This window comes from Rhodospirillum sp. A1_3_36, assembly GCF_047263945.1.
GTDB lineage: Bacteria > Pseudomonadota > Alphaproteobacteria > Rhodospirillales > Rhodospirillaceae > Rhodospirillum.
Genome location: NZ_JBLAVB010000005.1, coordinates 158,202 through 177,624, shown reverse-complemented (window position 1 = coordinate 177,624; position 19,423 = coordinate 158,202). Strand labels below are relative to the sequence as shown.

The window sequence follows — 19,423 nt, the reverse complement described above, 5'->3', positions numbered from 1 at the left end:
GACCCTATTCTCCCAGGCGCTCGGCCACGGGCGGAGGGAGGGCGACGGGCGTCCCTGGGGGCGCCAGGGTGATGGCTTCGAGAATGCGGGCCTTGGTCATCTCGAACCCGGTCTCGTCCCGGGCATGGATCAGGCAGAGGGCATCCCCGGCTGCCACCTCCTGGCCCCGGGTGACCATGGCGGTCATGCCCACGGCATGGTCGATGGCCTGGGCGTGACCCTTGCGTCCCCCACCCATTTCGACCAGGGCCAATCCCACCGTTCGGGTGTCCATGGCGGAGACCACGCCCGCTGTGGGGGCGGGAAGGGGACGAACCAGAGGCGCCTTGGCCAGATGTCTGTCCGGATGCTCCAGCAGATCCGCAGGGCCCCCCAGGGCGGAGACCATACGGGCAAACCGCTCTGCGGCGCCGCCGCTCTCCAGTGCCACCTCCACCAGGGGGAGGGCGGCCTCCGGGGTCGGGGCGAGCCCGGCGAGCACCAGCATTTCCGCAGCCAGGGCCAGGGTGACAGCGTGCAGCCGGGGCTCACGGTGAATGCCGGTCAGGTAGTCAATGGCCTCGTGCATTTCCAGGGCATTGCCGACGCTGTCGCCAAGCACCTGATCCATATCTGTCAGCAGCACGGTGGTGGGAAGGCCTGCTCCCCGGGCCACGGTGGCGATGCTCTCGGCCAGGGCGCGGGCGTCCTCGGGGGCATTCATGAAGGCGCCACTACCGAATTTCACATCCATGGCCAGTCCCGAAAGCCCGGCGGCGAGTTTCTTGGACAGGATCGAGGCGGTGATCAGCGGCAGGCTTTCCACCGTGGCGGTGACGTCGCGGATGGCGTACAGGCGCCGGTCCGCCGGGGCCAAGTCTGCGGTTTGGCCGATGACGGCGCAGCCTGCGGCTTTCACCGTGGCGGCGAAGTCCTTCAATTCCGGAGCTGTGCGATAGCCGGGGATGCTGTCGAACTTGTCCAGCGTGCCGCCCGTATGGCCCAACCCCCGGCCAGAGATCATGGGGACGAAGGCGCCGCAGGCGGCCACCAGGGGCGCGAGCATCAAGCTGACCTTGTCGCCGACGCCTCCGGTGGAATGCTTATCGACGATAGGGGCTCTATCGAGGCCCAGGGAGGGCCAATGGAGCACGGTTCCGCTGTCTCGCATGGCCAGCGTCAGTGCCACCCGCTCGTCCAGGGTCATGCCCTGGAAAAACACGGCCATGGCAAAGGCTGCGGCTTGGCCGTCCCCCACGCTGCCATCCGTCAGGCCCCCGATGAAGGCGCCGATGTCTTCGGGGCTCAAGGCATGGCCGTCGCGTTTTCGGCGGATGATTTCTTGTGGGATCATGAGTGGGTGCCTTTTCGGGGCAGGTTGTCCGGGCCGAAGCTGTTGGGCAGCAACTCGTCCAGGGTCAGGGTCAGAAGGGCATGGCCTTCGCCGTCCACCATATGCACCGGGGTATCGGGAAGGGAGAACTCCCGCAGCTTCTGGCGGCATCCTCCGCAGGGGGCACAGGGAACGGTGCCATCTCCTCCGGCCACGACGACGTCCACCACCTGCCGCCCCCCGGCGGCGACCATGGCCGACAAGGCCCCCGCTTCGGCGCAGACCCCTTCGGGATAGGCCGCGTTTTCCACATTGCATCCGGCATGGATTCGGCCTTCGTCATCGCGGACCGCAGCACCCACCGTGAAGTGGGAATAGGGGGCATGGGCATGGCGTCGCGCCGCCAGGGCCGCCACCACCAAGTCATGGTCGGGGGAAAAGGAGTGACCCATTCTCTCATCGTTCCTTCACATAGGGGATGCCGTCGGCCTTGGGTGGTCTGGAGGCGCCGATAAACCCGGCCAGAAGAACCACCGTCAAGATATAGGGCAGGGCCTGGATGAACTGCACGGGAATCTCGCCGATACCGGGTAGGGGCACACCTTGCAGGCGGATGGACAGGGCATCGAGAACACCAAACAACAGGCAAGCCCCCAGGGTTGGCCAGGGGCGCCATTTGCCGAAGATCATGGCCGCCAGCGCGATATAGCCCTTGCCCGCCGTCATATCGCGCACGAAGCCCGCAGACTGGGCGGTGGACATATAGGCTCCGGCGATCCCGCAGAGCAGACCGGCGATGAGGACGCCGCGATAGCGGAGCCAGGCGACGGAAATCCCGGCAGCATCCACGGCGGCGGGATTCTCTCCCACGGCGCGCAGCCTGAGGCCGAACCGGGTGCGGTAGAGCAGCCACCAGGCCAGGGGAACGATGGCATAGGTCAGGTAGACCAGGATGCCATGGCCGCTGATCACATCCCGATAGAGGGGGCCGAGGAGGGGGATCCCCGCCAGGGTCTCGGCCCCGGGCAGGGTGAATTCCGTGAAGCGGGACTCCTTGGGCAGCAAGGGGGTTTGCCCCCCCAGGTGAAACCAGGCCATGCCCAGGGTTACGGTCAAGCCGGAGACCAGGATGTTGATGGCCATGCCCGAGACCACCTGATTGCCCCGGTGGGTGATACAGGCGAACCCGTGGAGCAGGGCGAACGCGAGCGAGGCCAGGATGGCAACGGCCAGTCCCGCCCAGGGGCTTCCGGTGACCGCTGCGGTCGCCGCAGCGGCGAAGGCTCCGGCCAGCATTTTGCCTTCCAGGCCGATGTCGATGATGCCGCCACGCTCGGAGAACAATCCGGCGAGCCCCGCTAGCACCAGGGGCACGGAGACCCGCAGGGTGGCGTCGAGCAAAAGGGACAGGAATTCGAGACTCTCGCCCATCGGCCCTATCCCCTTTCGCTGGCGGGAAGGGGCCGTTTGCCTCCTTCCAATCGGGCGGCCATCCGACCGAGGGCGGGGCGGAACATGTGCTCCAGTGCGCCGGTGAACAGGATCACCAAGCCCTGGATAACCACAACCACCTGGACCGAGATTTCGGGCATATCGAAGGCCAGTTCCGCTCCCCCCTGGTAGAGGGCACCGAACAGCAGCCCGGCCAGCAAGACGCCGATGGGGTGGTTCCGGCCCATCATGGCGACGGCGATGCCGGTGAAGCCATAACCGTTGGTGAAGCCCACCAACAGGCGATAGTGCACACCGCCGACCTCGTTCAGGGCGAGTCCGCCTGCCAGGGCGCCGGAGATGGCCATGGCCAGGATGATCTGGCGGCCCGGATTGATCCCGGCGTAAATTGCCGCCTGGGGGTTGGCGCCGACCACCCGCAGGGCATAGCCGAAGCGGGACTGCCAGAGGAACACCCAAACACCGAGCAAGCAAAACAAAGCCCAAAGGGCGGTCACGTTGAGGGGGGACTGGGCCAGCCCGGGGATCAGGTCATGGAGGGGGGGAAGTTGGGCGTTTTCGGCGAAGCGGCGGCTTTCCGGTGCCATCTGTCCCGGCTGGATCAGCACATTGACCAGCATGTAGGTCATCACCGAATAGCTGATGAAATTGAACATGATGGTGGTGATCACCACATGGCTTCCCCGCCGGGCTTGCAGCCACCCGGGAATGGCCGCCCAGCCCGCACCAAAGGCCATGGCGCCGATCAGCATCAAAGGGGCGAGGATCCAGAACGGCAGGACGTCCAGATAGAGGGCCACCAGGGAGACACCCAACCCGGCGATATAGGCCTGTCCCTCGCCGCCGATATTGAACAGGCCACAGTGGAAGGCCACGGCGACCGCTAACCCCGCGAAGACCATGTCGGTGGTGTAGTAGAGCGTGTAGCCAATGTTCTCCCCGCTGCCAAAGGCTCCTTGGATGAGCAGAATCAGGGCCTCCAGGGGATTCTGGCCGATGGCAGCGACCACGATCCCTGCCACGGCCAGGGCCAACAGCAGGTTGATCAGGGGCATCAGACCGTAATCGACCCAAGGGGGCAGGGGGCGACTGGGGGCAGTACCGCTCATGACTGGGCGTCCCTGGATCTGTCGGTTTCGGGGTCCGTCGGCTCGCAGCCTGCCATCATCATGCCCAGGCGGCGCTCGTCGGCATGGTCTGCGGCGATCTCGCCCATGATCCGGCCATCGAACATGACCAGGATCCGGTCGGCGAGACCGCGGATCTCCTCCAGCTCCACGGAGACGAGCAGGATGGCCTTGCCTGCCTCGCGCATGGCCAGCAGGCGGCGGTGAATGAACTCAATGGCGCCGATGTCCACGCCCCGGGTGGGTTGGCCGACCAGCAAGAGGTCCGGGTCCCGCTCCATCTCCCGGGCGAGGATCAGTTTTTGCTGGTTGCCGCCGGAGAAATTGGCGGCCTTGAGCAGGGGATCGGGGGGGCGCACATCGTACTGCTCCATCCTCTTCCGCGTGTCCTGGGTGATGGTGGGCCAATCCACGAGGCCCTTGCGGCGCCAGGCAGGATCATCCTGGTAGCCCAGCATCATGCTTTCCCGACAGGTGAAGGCGGTGACGAGCCCGGTGCGAATGCGATCCTCGGGCACATGGGCCACGCGGTGGGCGCGCAGGCTATCCGGTTGATAGGCGGTCTCGGGGAACAGGGGGACGCCATTGATGACGATCTGCCCGGCCTGGGGGCGGCGGATCCCTGCCAAGGCTTCGAGCAGCTCGCTTTGGCCGTTGCCGGAGACACCCGCCAGTCCGACGATTTCCCCATGGTGGACGGTCAGGTCCACGCCCTTGACCCGGGGTACGCTGTTCTCGTCCACCACTTCCAGGCCTGAGACCTCCAGGGCAGGCGGACCAAGGGGAACCGGCGCTTTGGCGAGGCGGGCGGGGACCTTGCGGCCGACCATCAGTTCACTCAAGGCTTCGGGTGTTGTGTCGCGGGTCTCCAGGGTGGTGACCATCTGGCCCTGGCGCATCACCGATACCCGGTCGGTGATGGCCATGATCTCGCGCAGCTTATGGGTGATCAGCAGGATGGTTTTGCCCTGGTCCCGCAGGGCGGTGAGAATGCGGAACAGGTGGTCGGCTTCCTGGGGGGTGAGCACGCCTGTGGGCTCGTCGAGAATCAGGATCTCGGCCCCGCGATGGAGCGCCTTGAGGATCTCCACCCGCTGGCGCAGGCCCACGGGCAGGTCCCCCACCAGGGCGTCGGGGTCGATCTCCAACCCGTGGTCGCGGGACAGGCGGGACAGCTCTGTCCGGGCCGTACGGGTGGCCTTGCGGGTCAGGGCCCCCCCTTCGGCGCCCAGCATGATGTTTTCCACCACGGAGAAGGTGTCCACGAGCATGAAATGCTGGTGAACCATGCCGATGCCCTGGGCGAGGGCGTTGGCGCTGTCCTTGATCTTGATCGCTCGGCCCTTGACAAGGATCTCGCCTGCGTCGGCCTGATAGAAGCCGTAGAGAATACTCATCAGGGTGGATTTGCCGGCGCCGTTCTCCCCCACGATCCCGTGGATGGATCCCGGAGCGACGGCCAGAGAGATGGCCCGGTTGGCATGAACGGCGCCAAACCGCTTGTCGATGCCCCGCAGTTCAATGGCAGGCGCGGACGCTCCGACCGGAGGCAGGGGGCCTCCGGTCGGAGAGGGGGTGGACGGGATCGGATGATCGGGCATGGGGACAGGGATCCCTATCGGTCACAGGGGACAGGTGTCGTCGCTCATGTAGTCGTGGACCGTCAGGGAGCCGTCAATGATGGCCGCCTTCAACGCGTCGAGTTTGGCGGTGATCTCCGGGGTGATCAGGGGGGCGTTGTTTTCGTCCATGGCGAGACCCACACCGTCCTCGGCCAGTCCCAGGACCTCCAGACCCGGCGTGAAGGTGCCGTCCTTGGCTTCGGTAAAGGCCACATCCGTGGCGACACCCACGCGTTTGACCATGGAGGTCAGCACATGGCCCGGAAGAATGTGGTTCTGGTTGCTGTCGACGCCGATGCCCAGCTTGCCCGCATCGGCGGCGGCCTGGAGCACACCCAGGCCCGTGGCACCTGCCGCGTGGAAGATCACATCCGCACCCCGATCGATCTGGGATTTGGCCAGTTCGCCCCCCTTCACCGGGTCGTTCCAGGCGGCGCCGGTGGTGCCGGTCATGTTCTCGATGACGGTGATATTCGGATTGATGGCCACCGCGCCCTGCTTGTAGCCACAGGCGAATTTGCGGATCAGCGGAATGTCCATGCCGCCGACGAAGCCGATGGTGCCGCTTTCGCTTTTCATGGCGGCGATGGCTCCGGCCAGATAGGACCCCTCGTGCTCCTTGAACAGCACGGATTTCACATTGGGCAGGTCAACGACGGCATCGATCAGCACGAACTTGACGTCGGGGAAGTCCTTGGCGATCTTCTCCACGCTCTTTGCCTGATTGAAGCCCACAGCGACGATGGGAGAGAACCCCTTGTCGGCAAATTTGCGCAGACCCTGTTCCACCTGGGCTTCGTTCTGAGGTTCGTAGCCCCGGTAGGTTTCTCCCGTGCGTTCGGCGAAGCGCTGGGCCCCCTCGTCGACGGCTTGGTTGAAGGATTTGTCGAATTTGCCCCCCAGGTCGAAGACGATGGCGGGCTTGAAGGCCTCGTCGGCCCGGGCCTGGGGAAGACTGCCAGACAGCAGGCTGCCGGACAGCAGGCCAACAGCGGAAAGAGCGGCGATCACAAGCGTCTTCATGGTATCGATTACCTCCACTTGGGCGTTTCTATTCGGGCTTGTTTCTGCTCGGGGTCATCCCTGCTCGGAGATGGAAAAGGCGCAAAGAGAAGGGGGGTGGCGAACAGTCCGCCACCCCACCCGACTCCCGGATCATCCGCCGAAGGCGGCTTTCCAGACGACATCGGTGGTGGCGCCCTCGGGCTCCTTGCTGATGATCGGCGCGCTGCCCGGCTGCATCAGCACCTTCACGGTGCGGGCGTAGGCTTCTGGATCCAGGTAGCCGAAGCCTTTCTTGGAGCCTTCCAACAGCTTGTTGACCTCGCTTAGCATGCGGGCCTGGTGCTCTTCGGTCTGGGCGCCGGTGGCGTCGTTGGCCAGGACGATCTCTACGGCTTCTTCGGGATGTTCGGCCGCATAGGCCCAGCCCTTGGCCGAGGCTTTCAGGAAGCGGGCCAGCTTGTCGACCATGGCCGGGTCAGCCAGGGTGGCCTCGGTGGCGTAGAGGCCGTCTTCAAGGGTGGCGACGCCATAATCCTGGTACTTGAAGACCGTCAGATCGGACGCGGGGATGCCCGCATCGATGATCTGCCAGTATTCGTTATAGGTCATGGTCGAGATGCAGGAGGCCTGGTTCTGCAGGATTGGATCCACGTTGAAGCCCTGCTTCAGCACGGTTACATCCGGGTTGGAGCCTTCGGTGCTGAAGCCGAGCGTCGACATCCAGGACAGGAAGGGATACTCGTTGCCGCCGAACCAGACGCCCAGGGTGTGGCCCTTGAAGTCCTCGGGTTTGGTGATGCCGCTGTCCTTGCGGCAGGTCAGCATCATGCCGGATTTCTGGTAGACCTGGGCGATGTTGACCAGGGGTACGCCCTTCTCGCGGGTGGCCAGTGCGCTGGGCATCCAGTCGACGACCACGTCGGCGCCGCCACCGGCGATGACCTGACTGGGGTTGATGTCCGGACCACCAGCCTTGATGGTCACGTCCAGGTCTTCCTCGTCATAGAAGCCCTTGTCCTTGGCCACGTAGTACCCGGCAAACTGGGCCTGGGTCACCCACTTCAATTGCAGGGTCAGGTCGTCGGCAGCGAAGGCCGCGCTGCTGGCGCCCACCAGGGCAAGTGCCCCGGCCATTCCCGTCAATACGGTGGTCTTGAACTTGCTTCGCATCGCATAAGCTCCCTTGCGGTGAGATGAGGGCGGAAGAATTCGAAAAGGGTCAATGAAAACGGAAAACGGCTTACTTGGACCTGAACGACGGATGCCAGAAGGTGGCTCGCCGTTCGGCCAGGGACAGAAGGCCGTAGGCGCCAGACCCGACGACGGCGGCCACTGTAATGGTCGCCCAAACCACGTCCACGTTCATCCGGGCGACCTCTGAGCTGATCCGGAATCCCATACCGACGATGGGGGTTCCGAAGAACTCGGCGACGATGGCGCCGATCAAGGCCAGGGTGGAGTTGATCTTCAGGCCATTGAACAGGAAGGGCAAGGCTGCGGGCAGGCGCAGGTGAAAAAGGGTGCGCCAATAGCCGACCCCATAGGATCGCATCAGGTCCAACTGGATCTTCTCCGCCGATTGCAGGCCGGCAAGCGTGTTTACCAGCATGGGGAAGAAGGTCATGATCACCACAACAGCCGCCTTGGACTGCCAATCGAAGCCGAACCACATGACCATGATCGGTGCGATACCGACAATGGGAATGGCGCTGGCCAGATTGGCGAGCGGCAGTAACCCCCGGGCCAGGAACGGCACCCGGTCGGCGATGATCGCCAGCAGGAAGCCCGACAGGCAACCGGCCACATATCCCCGGATCACGGCTTGCAGCACGGTCTGCTGGAAGTCCGCCCAAAGGGTCCCGGCGTGGCTGAGCAGGGCTGCGGCCACCGCATGGGGGGCAGGCAGAAGCACCGAGGGCACCTCGAAACCGCGCACCCCAACCTCCCACAGGTAGAGCAGGGCTGCCCCGAACAGGGTGGGCACGAGGATCCGGCGGAACAGGGCATGCTCTTCCATATTGGCCAAAACGGCCATGGCGTGCCAGGTCATGCCCATGGCGCCGAGCACCACCAACCAGACCGGTCCGGCGCCCCGGGCCAGGGAATACCCCTGGTCCATGAGCATCAGGGGCACTACCCCCAAGGCGACGAGGGAGAGCAGAGACAGCAGGCCTTCGACCAGGGCGGTCCTGGCCCATCGACCCGCCAGGGCGGCGCCGATGCCCAGGATCACAGCCGCTGCGGGACCGGGAAGCTCCCACCACATGGGGCGGAGGCCGTCCAGGGAGACGGGCGGTACCAGCAGGGCGACGACGGCCAACAGGGGCCAGGGCGCCATGGGGGGGCGGCATGTGTTGGCGGACAGCATCTGTTGGGGGCTCATCGGTGGCCTCCTGCGGAGTGAATGACCGCCTTTTCGATACGAGCGACCAGGGCCACCAGCACCACCGACAGGACGGAAGCGAGGATCAGGGCTGACCAGATTTGCACGGTCTGCCCATAATAACTGCCCGAAAGAAGGCGCGACCCCAGGCCCGATTGGCTTCCGGTGGGCAGCTCGCCGACGATGGCCCCGACCAGGGAAATGGCGATGGCGATTTTCATGCTGGTGAAGAGGAAGGGCATGGCTCCGGGCAGGCGCAGCTTCCAGAAGACCTGACTGGGGCTGGCCGAATAGGTCCGCATCAGGTCGAGTGCCAGGGGATCGGTGGAGCGCAATCCCTTCACCATGCCGATGGTGATGGGGAAAAAGCAGAGGTACATGGAAATCACCGCCTTGGGCAGAAGGCCGGTGAAGCCGATGTTGCCGAGGACCACGACGATCATCGGAGCGATCGCCAGGATGGGAATGGTCTGGCTGGCAATGACCCAAGGCATCAGGGCGCCGTCGAGGGTGCGTGAATGGATGATACCCACCGCCAGCACAATGCCCAGGACCAAGCCCATGGCGAAGCCGGTCAGGGTCGAGGCGCTGGTCACCGCCGCGTGGAACAGCAGGTTGCGCACGCTGTCCAAGGGCCATTTGGTCGTGCTGGTCCACAGGTCAACGGCAATCTGGTCCGGTGTGGGCAGGATGGGCCGCTTCATGGTGTAGGCTTCGGCCAGCACCCGGGAAAAATCCGGGCTCTCGATGCCTTTGCGGGCCAATTGGTCGAGCACGACCGGTGCATTGAGAAAATAGGCGCCCAGGTACCAAATGATCAGCACGGCTGCGGCAATCACCAGGATGGGCAAGCCATGGTGGACGAGGGATTGGGCTCCGGAGCGCTTAATCGTCATATCCATGCCCCTCCGCCAGTCCCACGCGTACCTTGGCGGCGATTTCCTGGAATTCGGCGCTTTCGCGCATGTCCAGGGTCCGATCCCGGGGCAGGTCGCAGTCGATGACCTCCAGGATGCGGCCGGGCCGGGGGCTCATGACGACGATTTTGGTGGAGAGGAACACCGCCTCGGCGATGGAATGGGTGACAAAGACACAGGTCTTGCCCGTTTGGTTCCACAGACGGGTCAGTTGCAGGTTCAAATGGTCCCGGGTGATCTCGTCCAGGGCGCCAAAGGGTTCGTCCATCAGCAGGATGTCCGGGGCGAAGGTCAGGGCCCGGGCGATGGAGGCCCGTTGCTGCATGCCGCCGGACAACTGCCAGGGAAACTTTTTCTCGAACCCGGTCAGGCCGACCAGGGCCAGTTGCTCCTCGGTGATGCGCTTGCGTTCGGCCTTGCCAGCGCCGAACAGTTCGAGCGGCAGGGAGACGTTGCGTTCCACGGTCCGCCAGGGGTAGAGGCCCGGCGCCTGGAACACATAGCCGTAGCGGCGTTTGCGCCGCGCTTGCTCGGCGCTCATGCCCTCGACGGTGAGGTCTCCGCCGGTGGGTTGCTCCAGGTCGGCGATCACCCGCAGAAGGGTGGTCTTGCCGCAGCCCGAGGGGCCAATCAGGGAGACGAATTCCCCCGGCGCAATCTTCAGGCTGACATCACTGAGGGCATGCACCGGGTGGTCGCCCGCGTTGAAGGTCAGATTCAGGTGGCGGATATCGATGATGGCCGAAGCACTGGCCCCAGTGTGCGGGCCAGTTCGGGTATCGGTTCTGGGATCGGTGGAAGCGGACAGGGGCGCCGTTGAATTGGGGGAGGGGGCCACGCGAAATCTCCTGGAACGGGTATGGACCGCTTTGGCGAAAAGGGGACGAAAGGGAGGCGGCGTAATGAGGTGGCGAAAGGAGGCTTCCGGGTTCCTTGACCCGAATGCTTCAACCGTAACCCATAAGGCAAATCCGGGGCCAACTGTTTGACACGTCTTCCCCGGCCGTCTGCTCGGGATCACTCTTCTCGCCTCCCCAGGGCCTCCGGACCCCACGAAGGGGAAGGAAACCCTAGGGAAAGTTGACCAAGAAGACAGCTTATTCGCTCCGCAGGCCCCCCCTGTCCCAAGGTCGTGTGACCGGGAAGGGGGCCTGGATTAGGGACTATGGGAAAAGTTCAAAAAGCAGGCAGAGACAAATTCCCATAGAAAGGCTTGGGTTTCCAAGCGATATCCGAGGGAAGACCCTTCGGAATGGCGGTCTCGGACCCGAAGCTGGGGAGGGAGATTCTGAGAAGGGTTCCTCTATGATGCTGAAAAAAAATGAAAATTTTTAATATGATTAATTTTTGTGCTTTAAATAAAGATATTGCTTAGAAAACGATCTTATCGAACGGGCATTTCTTGGCCAAAAAGTCAGGAAAAAAACGAAATTTTCGGGTTATCCTATGTTGGCATTGTCATTGCTTGACCAGATGGTCAGGTTTTCGAGGATCCCTCCGATGGTTAGGTTTTGAAGGGCCCCCTCAGCCGCGTGTCCCTTACCGACGTGTTTCCTTTCCCCCTAACGAAGGATTTCGCCGATGACCGCCGCTCCCCGTCTTCCCGCCGCCGATTTGTCCAGCGCCTGTCGATCCAGTGGTGGCTTCGACGACCTCCATCCGCCCCTGTCCTCCTTTGAGGCCATGGCTGACAGCGCCCGCTGCTTCTATTGCTACGACGCGCCCTGCGTCACGGCTTGTCCGACCTCCATCGACATTCCCGGGTTCATTCGCCGCATTGGGCAAGGGAACGCGGTGGGCGCGGGCAAGACGATTCTCTCGGCCAATGTGATGGGGGGAACCTGCGCGCGGGTCTGCCCGACCGAGGAACTCTGCGAGGCCGCCTGTGTGCGGGAAAAGGCCGAAGGGGAGCCCGTTGCCATTGGCCAGTTGCAGCGGTTCGCCACCGATGCCCTGTTTTCCGCCGGAGTCCAACCCTTCACCCGCGCCGCCTCCACGGGTAAGCGAGTCGCCGTCGTCGGGGGCGGTCCCGCCGGACTGTCCTGCGCCCATGCCCTGTCCCGCGCCGGGGTGGAGGTGACCGTTTTCGAGGCCCGGGCCAAGGCTGGTGGTTTGAATGAGCACGGTTTGGCCGCCTACAAAATGACCGACGATTTCGCCCAACGGGAAGTGGACTTCATTCTGTCCCTGGGCGGGATCTCCATCGAAACGGGAAAGGCCCTGGGCCGGGATATCGCCTTGGCGGATTTGACATCCGGCTATGACGCGGTCTTCTTGGGCATTGGCCTGGGTGCTGCTAATCCGGTGGGCCTTCTCGGCGAGGGCTTGGACGGCGTGGAAGCGGCCATCGATTTCATCGAGCGCCTCCGCCAGGCCAAGGACCCCATCGGCGAGATCTCCCTTCCCGACAATGTCGTCGTCTTGGGCGGAGGGAACACGGCCGTTGACGCGGCCATCCAGGCTCGGCGCTTGGGCGCGGCCCATGTGACCCTGGCCTATCGCCGGGGCGAGGACCAGATGGGCGCCACCGCCTTCGAACTGGATCTGGCCCGGGCCAATGGCGTCCAGGTGGTCTTCTGGGCGAGCCCCACCCGCTTCGTTGATACCGCAGGCAATGGCGTTGTCGGCGCGGTCGCTTTCGAACACACCGTCCTGGTGGACGGCAAATTGGAGGGCACCGGCGGGACCTTTGAGGTCGCTGCGGATCTCGTGCTCAAGGCCGTGGGGCAATCCATGAAACCGCTCGGGTTGGAGGGGCTGACCCTCGCGAAGGGACGGCTTGCCGTCACTGACTATCGAACCAGCGACCCCAAGGTTTTTGCGGGAGGGGATTGTATCCACAACGGGACGGATTTGACGGTGCGCGCCGTGGCCGATGGCGCCAAGGCGGCGGAGGCGATTTTGGCCTCCCTGGCCCTGTGAGGGCGCCTTCCGTTTCCCCGATTGCTTCCCTTTCCTTTTGAACGAGGACATCGCGCCATGGCCGATTTGACCTGCACCATCGCCGGAATCAAAAGTCCCAATCCCTTCTGGCTGGCTTCCGCTCCGCCGACGGACAAAAAGTACAATGTTGAACGCGCCTTTGCTGCTGGCTGGGGGGGTGTCGTCTGGAAAACCCTGGGCGAGGATCCCCCAGTGGTGAACATGTCCAGCCGCTACGGCGGTCACCTGGACGCCAGCCGCCGCCTGATCGGCATCAACAACATCGAGCTGATCTCCGACCGTCCCCTGGAGGTCAACCTGCGGGAAATTACCGAGGTCAAGCGCGATTGGCCCGACCGGGCCTTGGTGGTCTCGCTGATGGCGGTGATCGAGGAGCGGGCCTGGGCGAGCCTCGCCCAAAAGATCACCGCCGCCGGAGCCGATGGCCTGGAGCTCAACCTGGGCTGTCCCCATGGCATGTGCGAGCGCGGTATGGGTTCTGCTATCGGTCAGGTGCCGGAGATGGTGGAGCAGGTGACCCGCTGGGTGAAGAATGCCACCGACCTGCCGGTTCTGGTCAAGCTGACCCCCAATGTGACGGATATCCTGATCCCCGCCTCTGCTGCCCGGGCGGGGGGGGCGGATGGCCTGTCGCTGATCAATACGGTAAATTCCATCACCAGCGTCGATCTGGACATCATGGCGCCGACTCCCACTGTGGACGGCAAGGGCAGCCACGGGGGCTATTGCGGCCCGGCGGTGAAGCCCATCGCGCTCAATATGGTGGCCGAACTGGCCCGCGATCCCATCACCCAGGGCCTGCCCGTTTCCGGCATCGGTGGCGTGGGCAGTTGGCGGGACGCGGCGGAGTTCATGGCGCTCGGCGCCCATGGGACGCAGGTCTGCACGGCGGCAATGACCTATGGGTTCCGCATTGTTGAGGACATGATCGACGGCCTGTCCGACTGGATGGACGAGAAGGGCTACAAGACCCTGTCCGACTTCATTGGCATGGCCGTGCCCAATGTGGTCGACTGGAACGAGCTGAACATCAACTTCGACAGCAAGGCGATCATTGACACGGAGAAGTGTATCGACTGCGGCCGGTGCCACATTGCCTGCGAGGACACCAGTCATCAGGCCATCACCATTGCCCAGGGCGAGGGGAAACGCGTCTTTACGGTGGTGGACGAGGATTGTGTGGGGTGTAACCTCTGCTCGCTGGTTTGCCCTGTGCCCGATTGCATCACCATGGTGCCAGTCGATAACGGTAAGCCCGCTCTGACCTGGCCCGAGGATCCCCGGAACCCCATGCGCGTCGATGCCGCTGAGTAATCCCAAAACGCGTGATTTCGAAAGGACGATGAAGCGATGGAAACGCCTACCAATTTGAAAAGCAATGGGTCGCGCCTCTGGGACAGCCTGATGGAGATGGCCCAGCATGGCGCCACGGAAAAGGGTGGCGTCTGCCGTCTGGCGCTGACGGATATCGACCGGGCGGGACGGGATCTGTTCGTCTCCTGGTGCCAGGAGGCCGGGTGCACGGTCTCTGTGGACAAGATGGGCAATATCTTCGCCCGCCGCCCGGGCAAGAACCCGGATCTGCCGCCGGTGATCATGGGCAGTCACCTGGACAGCCAGCCCACGGGCGGGCGGTTCGATGGTGTTTATGGCGTGCTCGCCGGGCTTGAGGTGGTGCGCAGCCTGAACGACCTGGAAATCGAGACCGATGCACCCGTGGAAGTGGCCGTCTGGACCAACGAAGAGGGCTCGCGCTTCGCTCCGGCCATGGTGGCCTCCGGTGTGTTCGCCGGTGTCTTCGACCTGGACTATGGCCTCTCCCGCGCCGACCTGGATGGCAAGACCATGGGCGAGGAACTGGCCCGTATCGGCTATGCCGGGGATGCGGATGCCAGCTATAAGGCCCACCCGGTGGGCGCCTATTTTGAGGCGCATATCGAGCAGGGCCCCATCCTGGAAGCCGAGGACAAGACCGTCGGCGTGGTCACCGACTGTCAGGGCCAGCGCTGGTACGAGATCACCTTCACCGGCGTGGAAAGCCACGCGGGTCCAACCCCAATGAACCGACGCAAGGACGCCCTGTTGGGGGCCTCGCGGGTGGTGGATGCGGTCAACCGCATTGGCATGAAGCATGCGCCCTACGCCTGCGCCACCGTGGGGCTGATGCAGGTTTTCCCCAATTCCCGCAATGTCATCCCGGGTCGGGTCTTCTTCACCGTGGACTTCCGCCATCCCGACGATGCCGTGCTGGCGGCCATGGACGCCGAGCTGCGTGCCGAAGTGGACCGTATCGCCAGCGAGATCGGTCTTCAGAATGACTTCGAGCAGATCTGGTACTATGCGCCGGTCAAGTTCGATGCCGATTGCGTGGCGGCGGTGCGCAAGGGCGTGGAGGCGGGGGGCTTCTCCACCCGCGACATGGTGTCCGGCGCCGGCCACGACGCCTGTTACCTCGCTGCGGTGGCGCCGACGGGGATGATCTTCATCCCCTGCGTGGATGGGATCAGCCATAACGAGATCGAGGACGCCAAGCCTGAATGGGTGGCCGCGGGCGCCGACGTTCTTCTGCATGCCGTGGTGGAAACCAGTCGCACCATCGCTGACAAGGCTTGCTAGAGTATTTCGAGATCAAGTTGGGTCACTTTGCGACCAAACTTGGCCTCGAAGATACTCTAAAATCTATAGAATGAGAGTGAAACCGGGCCAGCTTGACTCAAGCTGATCCAGTTTCACTCTAGCAGATTGCGGGAAAAAGTTTTTCCGTCATTCTCGCCCCCTTCCCGTCATTCCCGCGAAAGCGGGAATCCAGGGTGGGGACAGGTGACGGAAGCGGTCGACGCGACAGGCGCGCGTTTCATCGTCGGCAGCGAAATCAACCCTGGATCCCCGCCTGCGCGGGGATGACGAATGTCGCGAGGATGACGAATAGAGGGGAGGGCTCGGACTCTTTCCGCAACCTGCAAGATCCGAAAGGGTGGAGACCAGACGATGAAACAGGCGGTATCGGAAAATTCCACCGGTAAGGGGCGGATCCGGCTGGAGAACGAGCAGCGGATTCTGCGCGCGGCGGAGGCTGTGTTCGCCGATGCCGGGTTCGCCGGGACGACCATGGCCGATATTGCCGCCACCGCTGACCTGCCCAAGGCCAATCTCCATTACTACTTCGGGTCCAAGGAGGACCTCTATCGGGCCCTCCTTCGGGATATTCTTGATGTCTGGCTGGACCCCATCGAAAGCATCCGGGCCGAGGCCGATCCGGCGGAGGCAGTCACCGCCTATGTGGCGGCTAAGATGGAGGCCACAAGGACCCGACCGGCGGCCTCGCGGGTTTTTGCCAATGAGGTTTTGCATGGTGCGCCGGTGTTGGCCGATTTCCTGGCCCATGACCTGCGAGATCTGGTCAATGCCAAGGCTGCCGTGCTGGAAGACTGGGCCAGGCGGGGGCTGATTGCTCCGGTGGATGCCCGCCATTTCCTGTTCATGATCTGGGCCCTGACCCAGCATTACGCTGACTTCGATGTGCAAATCCGTCTGGTGTTGGGGCGCCGGACGCTTGGGCGCTCCGATTACAACCATATCACCGCCGAGGTGACGCGCTTCGTGCTGCGCGGCCTCGGTTTGCCCATCCCCTCACACCTCCAATAATGGACCAAGGGAAGGATCTCGCCATGGCACTTCTGGTAAAGGGCGGCACCGTCGTGACCGCTGACACAACGACCCGGGCCGACGTGCTCGTCGAGGACGGCGTGATCATCGCCGTTGGTGAGGGCCTGGAGGCCCCCGTCGGCGCAGAAGTGGTCGACGCGGGCGGCTGTTACGTCATGCCCGGCGGCATCGATCCCCATACCCATATGCAACTACCCTTCATGGGGACCGTCGCCAGCGAGGATTTCGAAAGCGGTACCGCTGCGGCCATGGCCGGTGGGACGACCACCATCATTGATTTCGTCATCCCCAACCCCAAGGAACGCTTGATGGATGCCTACCGCACCTGGCGTGGCTGGGCGGAGAAGGCGACCTGCGACTATGGGTTCCATGTGGCCGTCACCTGGTGGGATGACAGCGTCTATGAGGACATGGGCACCCTGGTGACCGAAGAGGGCGTGAACAGCTTCAAGCATTTCATGGCCTACAAGAACGCCATCATGGCCGATGATGAGATCCTCTATAACTCCTTCTCCCGCTGCCTGGAGCTGGGGGCCATCCCCACCTGCCATGCGGAAAATGGGGAGCTGGTCTTTCAGCTCCAGAAAAAACTCCTGGCCGCAGGGATCACCGGACCGGAGGCCCACCCCCTCTCCCGCCCGCCGGAGGCCGAGGGCGAGGCCGCCAACCGGGCCATCCGCATGGCCGAGGTCATCGGCGTGCCGGTCTATCTGGTGCATGTCAGCGCCCAGCAGGCCCTGGACGAGATCACTCGCGCCCGCTCCGCCGGCAGCCGGGTCTATGGAGAGGTCCTTGCCGGTCACCTGATGATTGATGACTCCGTCTACCGAAATGAGGATTGGTACACCGCCGCCGCCCATGTGATGAGCCCGCCCTTTCGCCCCAAGGGCAATCAGGAGGCGCTGTGGAAGGGCCTGCAATCGGGTAACCTGCAGACCACGGCCACGGACCATTGCTGCTTCTGTGAAAGCCAGAAGTCCATGGGCCGGGACGACTTCACCAAGATCCCCAATGGCACTGGTGGGGTCGAGGATCGCATGGCCGTGCTTTGGGACCAGGGAGTGAACACCGGGCGGCTGACCATGAACGAGTTCGTGGCCGTGACCTCGGCCAATGCGGCGAAAATCTTCAACCTCTATCCCCGCAAGGGTGATGTGCGGGTGGGGGCGGACGCGGATCTGGTGGTCTGGGATCCCAAGGCCACCCGGACCATTTCCGCCAAAACGCACCATCAGAAGGTGGATTTCAATATCTTCGAAGGCATGACCTGCACCGGTGTTCCCGTCCACACCCTGTCCCAGGGCAAACTGACCTGGACCGGTGGGGAGCTGCGGGCCGAAAAGGGGGCGGGACGCTATCTGAAACGCCCCAATTTCCAGCCGGTCTTTGACGCCGTCTCCAAGGTCAACGCTGCCCGCGTGCCGACGTCCGTCGCACGGTAGACGCGGATTGGGTCAAGCGGGACGCTTTTCGGCGCCCCGCTTGATTCGGGGGTGATCAGTCGCTCTCGCCGTTCAGAAAGGCCTCGCTTTCCTTGCGGACGATCGACACCGCTTGGTCGCGGGGCATGCCGGGTAAAATGGCCGGAAGATAGTGAAGCTTGGGCAGCAGTTCCGTTGCGTACAGTCCGTGTCCCGCAGCATCGACATAGTGGCTATTCCAGGCCACACTTCCTCGGAAGCCCACGGCCCAAAGGGCGGCTGTGGTCGCGACGGTTCCGAGGACCTGGGGGGAATCGTTGAGCATCCCCACCGGGTCAACGGTTTCGAGCGTTGAAGGGCTGATCTCGATGCGCACCCGGCTGAGGACGCCCGCACGGTGGCTGAAGTGGGCTCCCATGGCGTCGGGCTCGCCTCGGGCATTCGTTCGGGGGCCATCGAGATGGGTGATTTCGACGGTACAAGGGCCGTCCTCCGGTGCGTCTTGCAAACCTGCCGCTTTTAGCGTGGATGCGGTCCGAGACAGCAGGTTGTCCCGGAGCAGGCTATCGGGAAATCCCGTGACACAAACGCGGATGGGGCTTGCCCATTTGAGGATCACAGCGCCGGGTTCCGTGGAAACGGCGCGGGCGTACAGGGCGGACAGTGTTTCTGGCGTCAAGGGAACTTGGTTCCAGACGATCAAGGCCCAGCCGAACAGGCCACCACCGACGATGATGGGAAGAAATTTAAACAACAGTGCCTTCCCAAGGCGAGGCAGGAGGGGGCGGGATCTCTCTTCCCTTCGAAACTGCCGTTCATCGTCCTGGAAGGTGCGCCCCGGGGGACCGAACGGATGGGGGTGGGGAAGGCCCGTTGCCGTTGGTGGCGGTTCGTACATCCAACTGTCCGATAGGCGAATGCCCTTGATTTGCCGGACGATCAAACGACCCGGATCCAGAAGAAGGACAAGGGCACAGAGAATAAAGACAAGTCTGTCTCCTTGAGTGACGAGGACGCCGAGGGCAGGCGCGGCAAAGGGAAAGGCGGCGATGGCCAAGGCCAGAGTCAGGAGGGCCGCGACTTTTCTGATAAATCGTCCCCGGCCCCATTGCTCCGAGGGTTTCAGGGAGAGAACCGGGGGACGGCGCATGGGGCGTGGCGGGATGCCCATGCGCTCCAGACCTGCGCTGAAATCACGGGCAAGCCAACGTTGCAAGACGAATTGCGCAAGCGGGTGACCAATCACCAGACCGATCCCAAGGCAGAGAAGTCCTAGAACCCTGTCGGAGAGGAGCAGGGGGGGAAGGGGAAAAACCACGAACACCCCAAAGGCGAGAGCCGTGATGGGAAGCACGGCCAGCAAGAAAAGGGGGGAGGTTTTGGCTTCCATCACCAAGGCACTCCATTGCACGGCGGCATCTTCATCGATCTCGTAGGCCCTGTCCGTGCGGTTTGGCCAGAGGAAGAGACGTCCGGACCGGTCGACATACAGGCCATCGGCCTGGGTTGCGCCGGGTCGCGTATGGAAGAAGCCGTAGGTCATGGTCATGGAGCCTCCAACCTGTTGCCGGGATG

At 63.5% G+C, this 19,423-nt stretch carries 16 protein-coding genes; 5 read left to right on the top strand and 11 right to left on the bottom strand.

Features of this window, described 5'->3' with window-relative positions; all coding sequences use genetic code 11:
- Nucleotides 1-4: 4 nt before the first annotated feature.
- The 10 genes from deoA to ACLIRY_RS13425 form a co-directional block, all read right to left on the bottom strand.
- Nucleotides 5-1,333, bottom strand: coding sequence for a thymidine phosphorylase (gene deoA / locus ACLIRY_RS13470; protein WP_413205918.1), 1,329 nt, complete (start codon nt 1,331-1,333; stop codon nt 5-7).
- Nucleotides 1,330-1,764, bottom strand: a complete 435-nt coding sequence (gene cdd, locus ACLIRY_RS13465; RefSeq protein ID WP_413205917.1) for a cytidine deaminase — start codon at nt 1,762-1,764, stop codon at nt 1,330-1,332. The genes deoA and cdd overlap by 4 nt, the downstream gene beginning before the upstream one ends.
- A gap of 4 nt (nt 1,765-1,768) precedes the next feature.
- The gene (locus tag ACLIRY_RS13460; protein WP_413205916.1) at nt 1,769-2,743 is read right to left on the bottom strand and encodes an ABC transporter permease; all 975 of its coding nucleotides are present in this window, start codon (nt 2,741-2,743) and stop codon (nt 1,769-1,771) included.
- A gap of 5 nt (nt 2,744-2,748) precedes the next feature.
- Nucleotides 2,749-3,873 carry an ABC transporter permease gene (locus ACLIRY_RS13455; RefSeq protein WP_413205915.1) on the bottom strand — a complete coding sequence of 375 codons (1,125 nt, stop codon included), beginning with the start codon at nt 3,871-3,873 and terminating at the stop codon, nt 2,749-2,751.
- Nucleotides 3,870-5,492 (bottom strand): ABC transporter ATP-binding protein, encoded by a 1,623-nt coding sequence (locus ACLIRY_RS13450; protein WP_413205914.1) that lies wholly within the window; start codon nt 5,490-5,492, stop codon nt 3,870-3,872. Before ACLIRY_RS13450 ends, ACLIRY_RS13455 begins: the two co-directional genes overlap by 4 nt.
- Before the next feature lie 21 nt (nt 5,493-5,513).
- Nucleotides 5,514-6,536 carry a BMP family lipoprotein gene (locus tag ACLIRY_RS13445; protein WP_413205913.1) on the bottom strand — a complete coding sequence of 341 codons (1,023 nt, stop codon included), beginning with the start codon at nt 6,534-6,536 and terminating at the stop codon, nt 5,514-5,516.
- A 132-nt stretch (nt 6,537-6,668) separates the two neighbouring features.
- The gene (locus ACLIRY_RS13440) at nt 6,669-7,688 is read right to left on the bottom strand and encodes an ABC transporter substrate-binding protein (RefSeq protein WP_413205912.1); all 1,020 of its coding nucleotides are present in this window, start codon (nt 7,686-7,688) and stop codon (nt 6,669-6,671) included.
- 70 nt (nt 7,689-7,758) lie between these two features.
- Complete coding sequence (locus tag ACLIRY_RS13435; RefSeq protein ID WP_413205911.1) at nt 7,759-8,901, bottom strand: ABC transporter permease; 1,143 nt, start codon at nt 8,899-8,901, stop codon at nt 7,759-7,761.
- Nucleotides 8,898-9,797: an ABC transporter permease gene (locus tag ACLIRY_RS13430; RefSeq protein ID WP_413205910.1), complete on the bottom strand. Its 900-nt coding sequence runs from the start codon at nt 9,795-9,797 to the stop codon at nt 8,898-8,900. The genes ACLIRY_RS13435 and ACLIRY_RS13430 overlap by 4 nt, the downstream gene beginning before the upstream one ends.
- Nucleotides 9,787-10,557: an ABC transporter ATP-binding protein gene (locus ACLIRY_RS13425; protein ID WP_413206096.1), complete on the bottom strand. Its 771-nt coding sequence runs from the start codon at nt 10,555-10,557 to the stop codon at nt 9,787-9,789. The genes ACLIRY_RS13430 and ACLIRY_RS13425 overlap by 11 nt, the downstream gene beginning before the upstream one ends.
- 842 nt (nt 10,558-11,399) lie before the next feature.
- On the opposite strand from ACLIRY_RS13425, the gene ACLIRY_RS13420 reads away from it, so the two are divergent.
- The 5 genes from ACLIRY_RS13420 (at nt 11,400) to hydA (ending at nt 17,869) form a co-directional block, all read left to right on the top strand.
- Nucleotides 11,400-12,740 (top strand): NAD(P)-dependent oxidoreductase, encoded by a 1,341-nt coding sequence (locus tag ACLIRY_RS13420; RefSeq protein ID WP_413205909.1) that lies wholly within the window; start codon nt 11,400-11,402, stop codon nt 12,738-12,740.
- 57 nt (nt 12,741-12,797) lie between these two features.
- Nucleotides 12,798-14,075: an NAD-dependent dihydropyrimidine dehydrogenase subunit PreA gene (preA, locus tag ACLIRY_RS13415; RefSeq protein WP_413205908.1), complete on the top strand. Its 1,278-nt coding sequence runs from the start codon at nt 12,798-12,800 to the stop codon at nt 14,073-14,075.
- Nucleotides 14,076-14,111: 36 nt separating this feature from the next.
- Nucleotides 14,112-15,377 carry a Zn-dependent hydrolase gene (locus tag ACLIRY_RS13410; protein ID WP_413205907.1) on the top strand — a complete coding sequence of 422 codons (1,266 nt, stop codon included), beginning with the start codon at nt 14,112-14,114 and terminating at the stop codon, nt 15,375-15,377.
- A 372-nt stretch (nt 15,378-15,749) separates the two neighbouring features.
- A complete protein-coding gene (locus tag ACLIRY_RS13405; RefSeq protein WP_413205906.1) occupies nt 15,750-16,406 on the top strand; it encodes a TetR/AcrR family transcriptional regulator in 657 nt (218 codons plus the stop codon).
- A 23-nt stretch (nt 16,407-16,429) separates the two neighbouring features.
- Nucleotides 16,430-17,869: a dihydropyrimidinase gene (gene hydA / locus ACLIRY_RS13400; protein ID WP_413205905.1), complete on the top strand. Its 1,440-nt coding sequence runs from the start codon at nt 16,430-16,432 to the stop codon at nt 17,867-17,869.
- A gap of 55 nt (nt 17,870-17,924) precedes the next feature.
- On the opposite strand, the gene ACLIRY_RS13395 is transcribed toward hydA, so the two are convergent.
- Nucleotides 17,925-19,397 (bottom strand): hypothetical protein, encoded by a 1,473-nt coding sequence (locus tag ACLIRY_RS13395; protein ID WP_413205904.1) that lies wholly within the window; start codon nt 19,395-19,397, stop codon nt 17,925-17,927.
- Nucleotides 19,398-19,423: the final 26 nt, after the last annotated feature.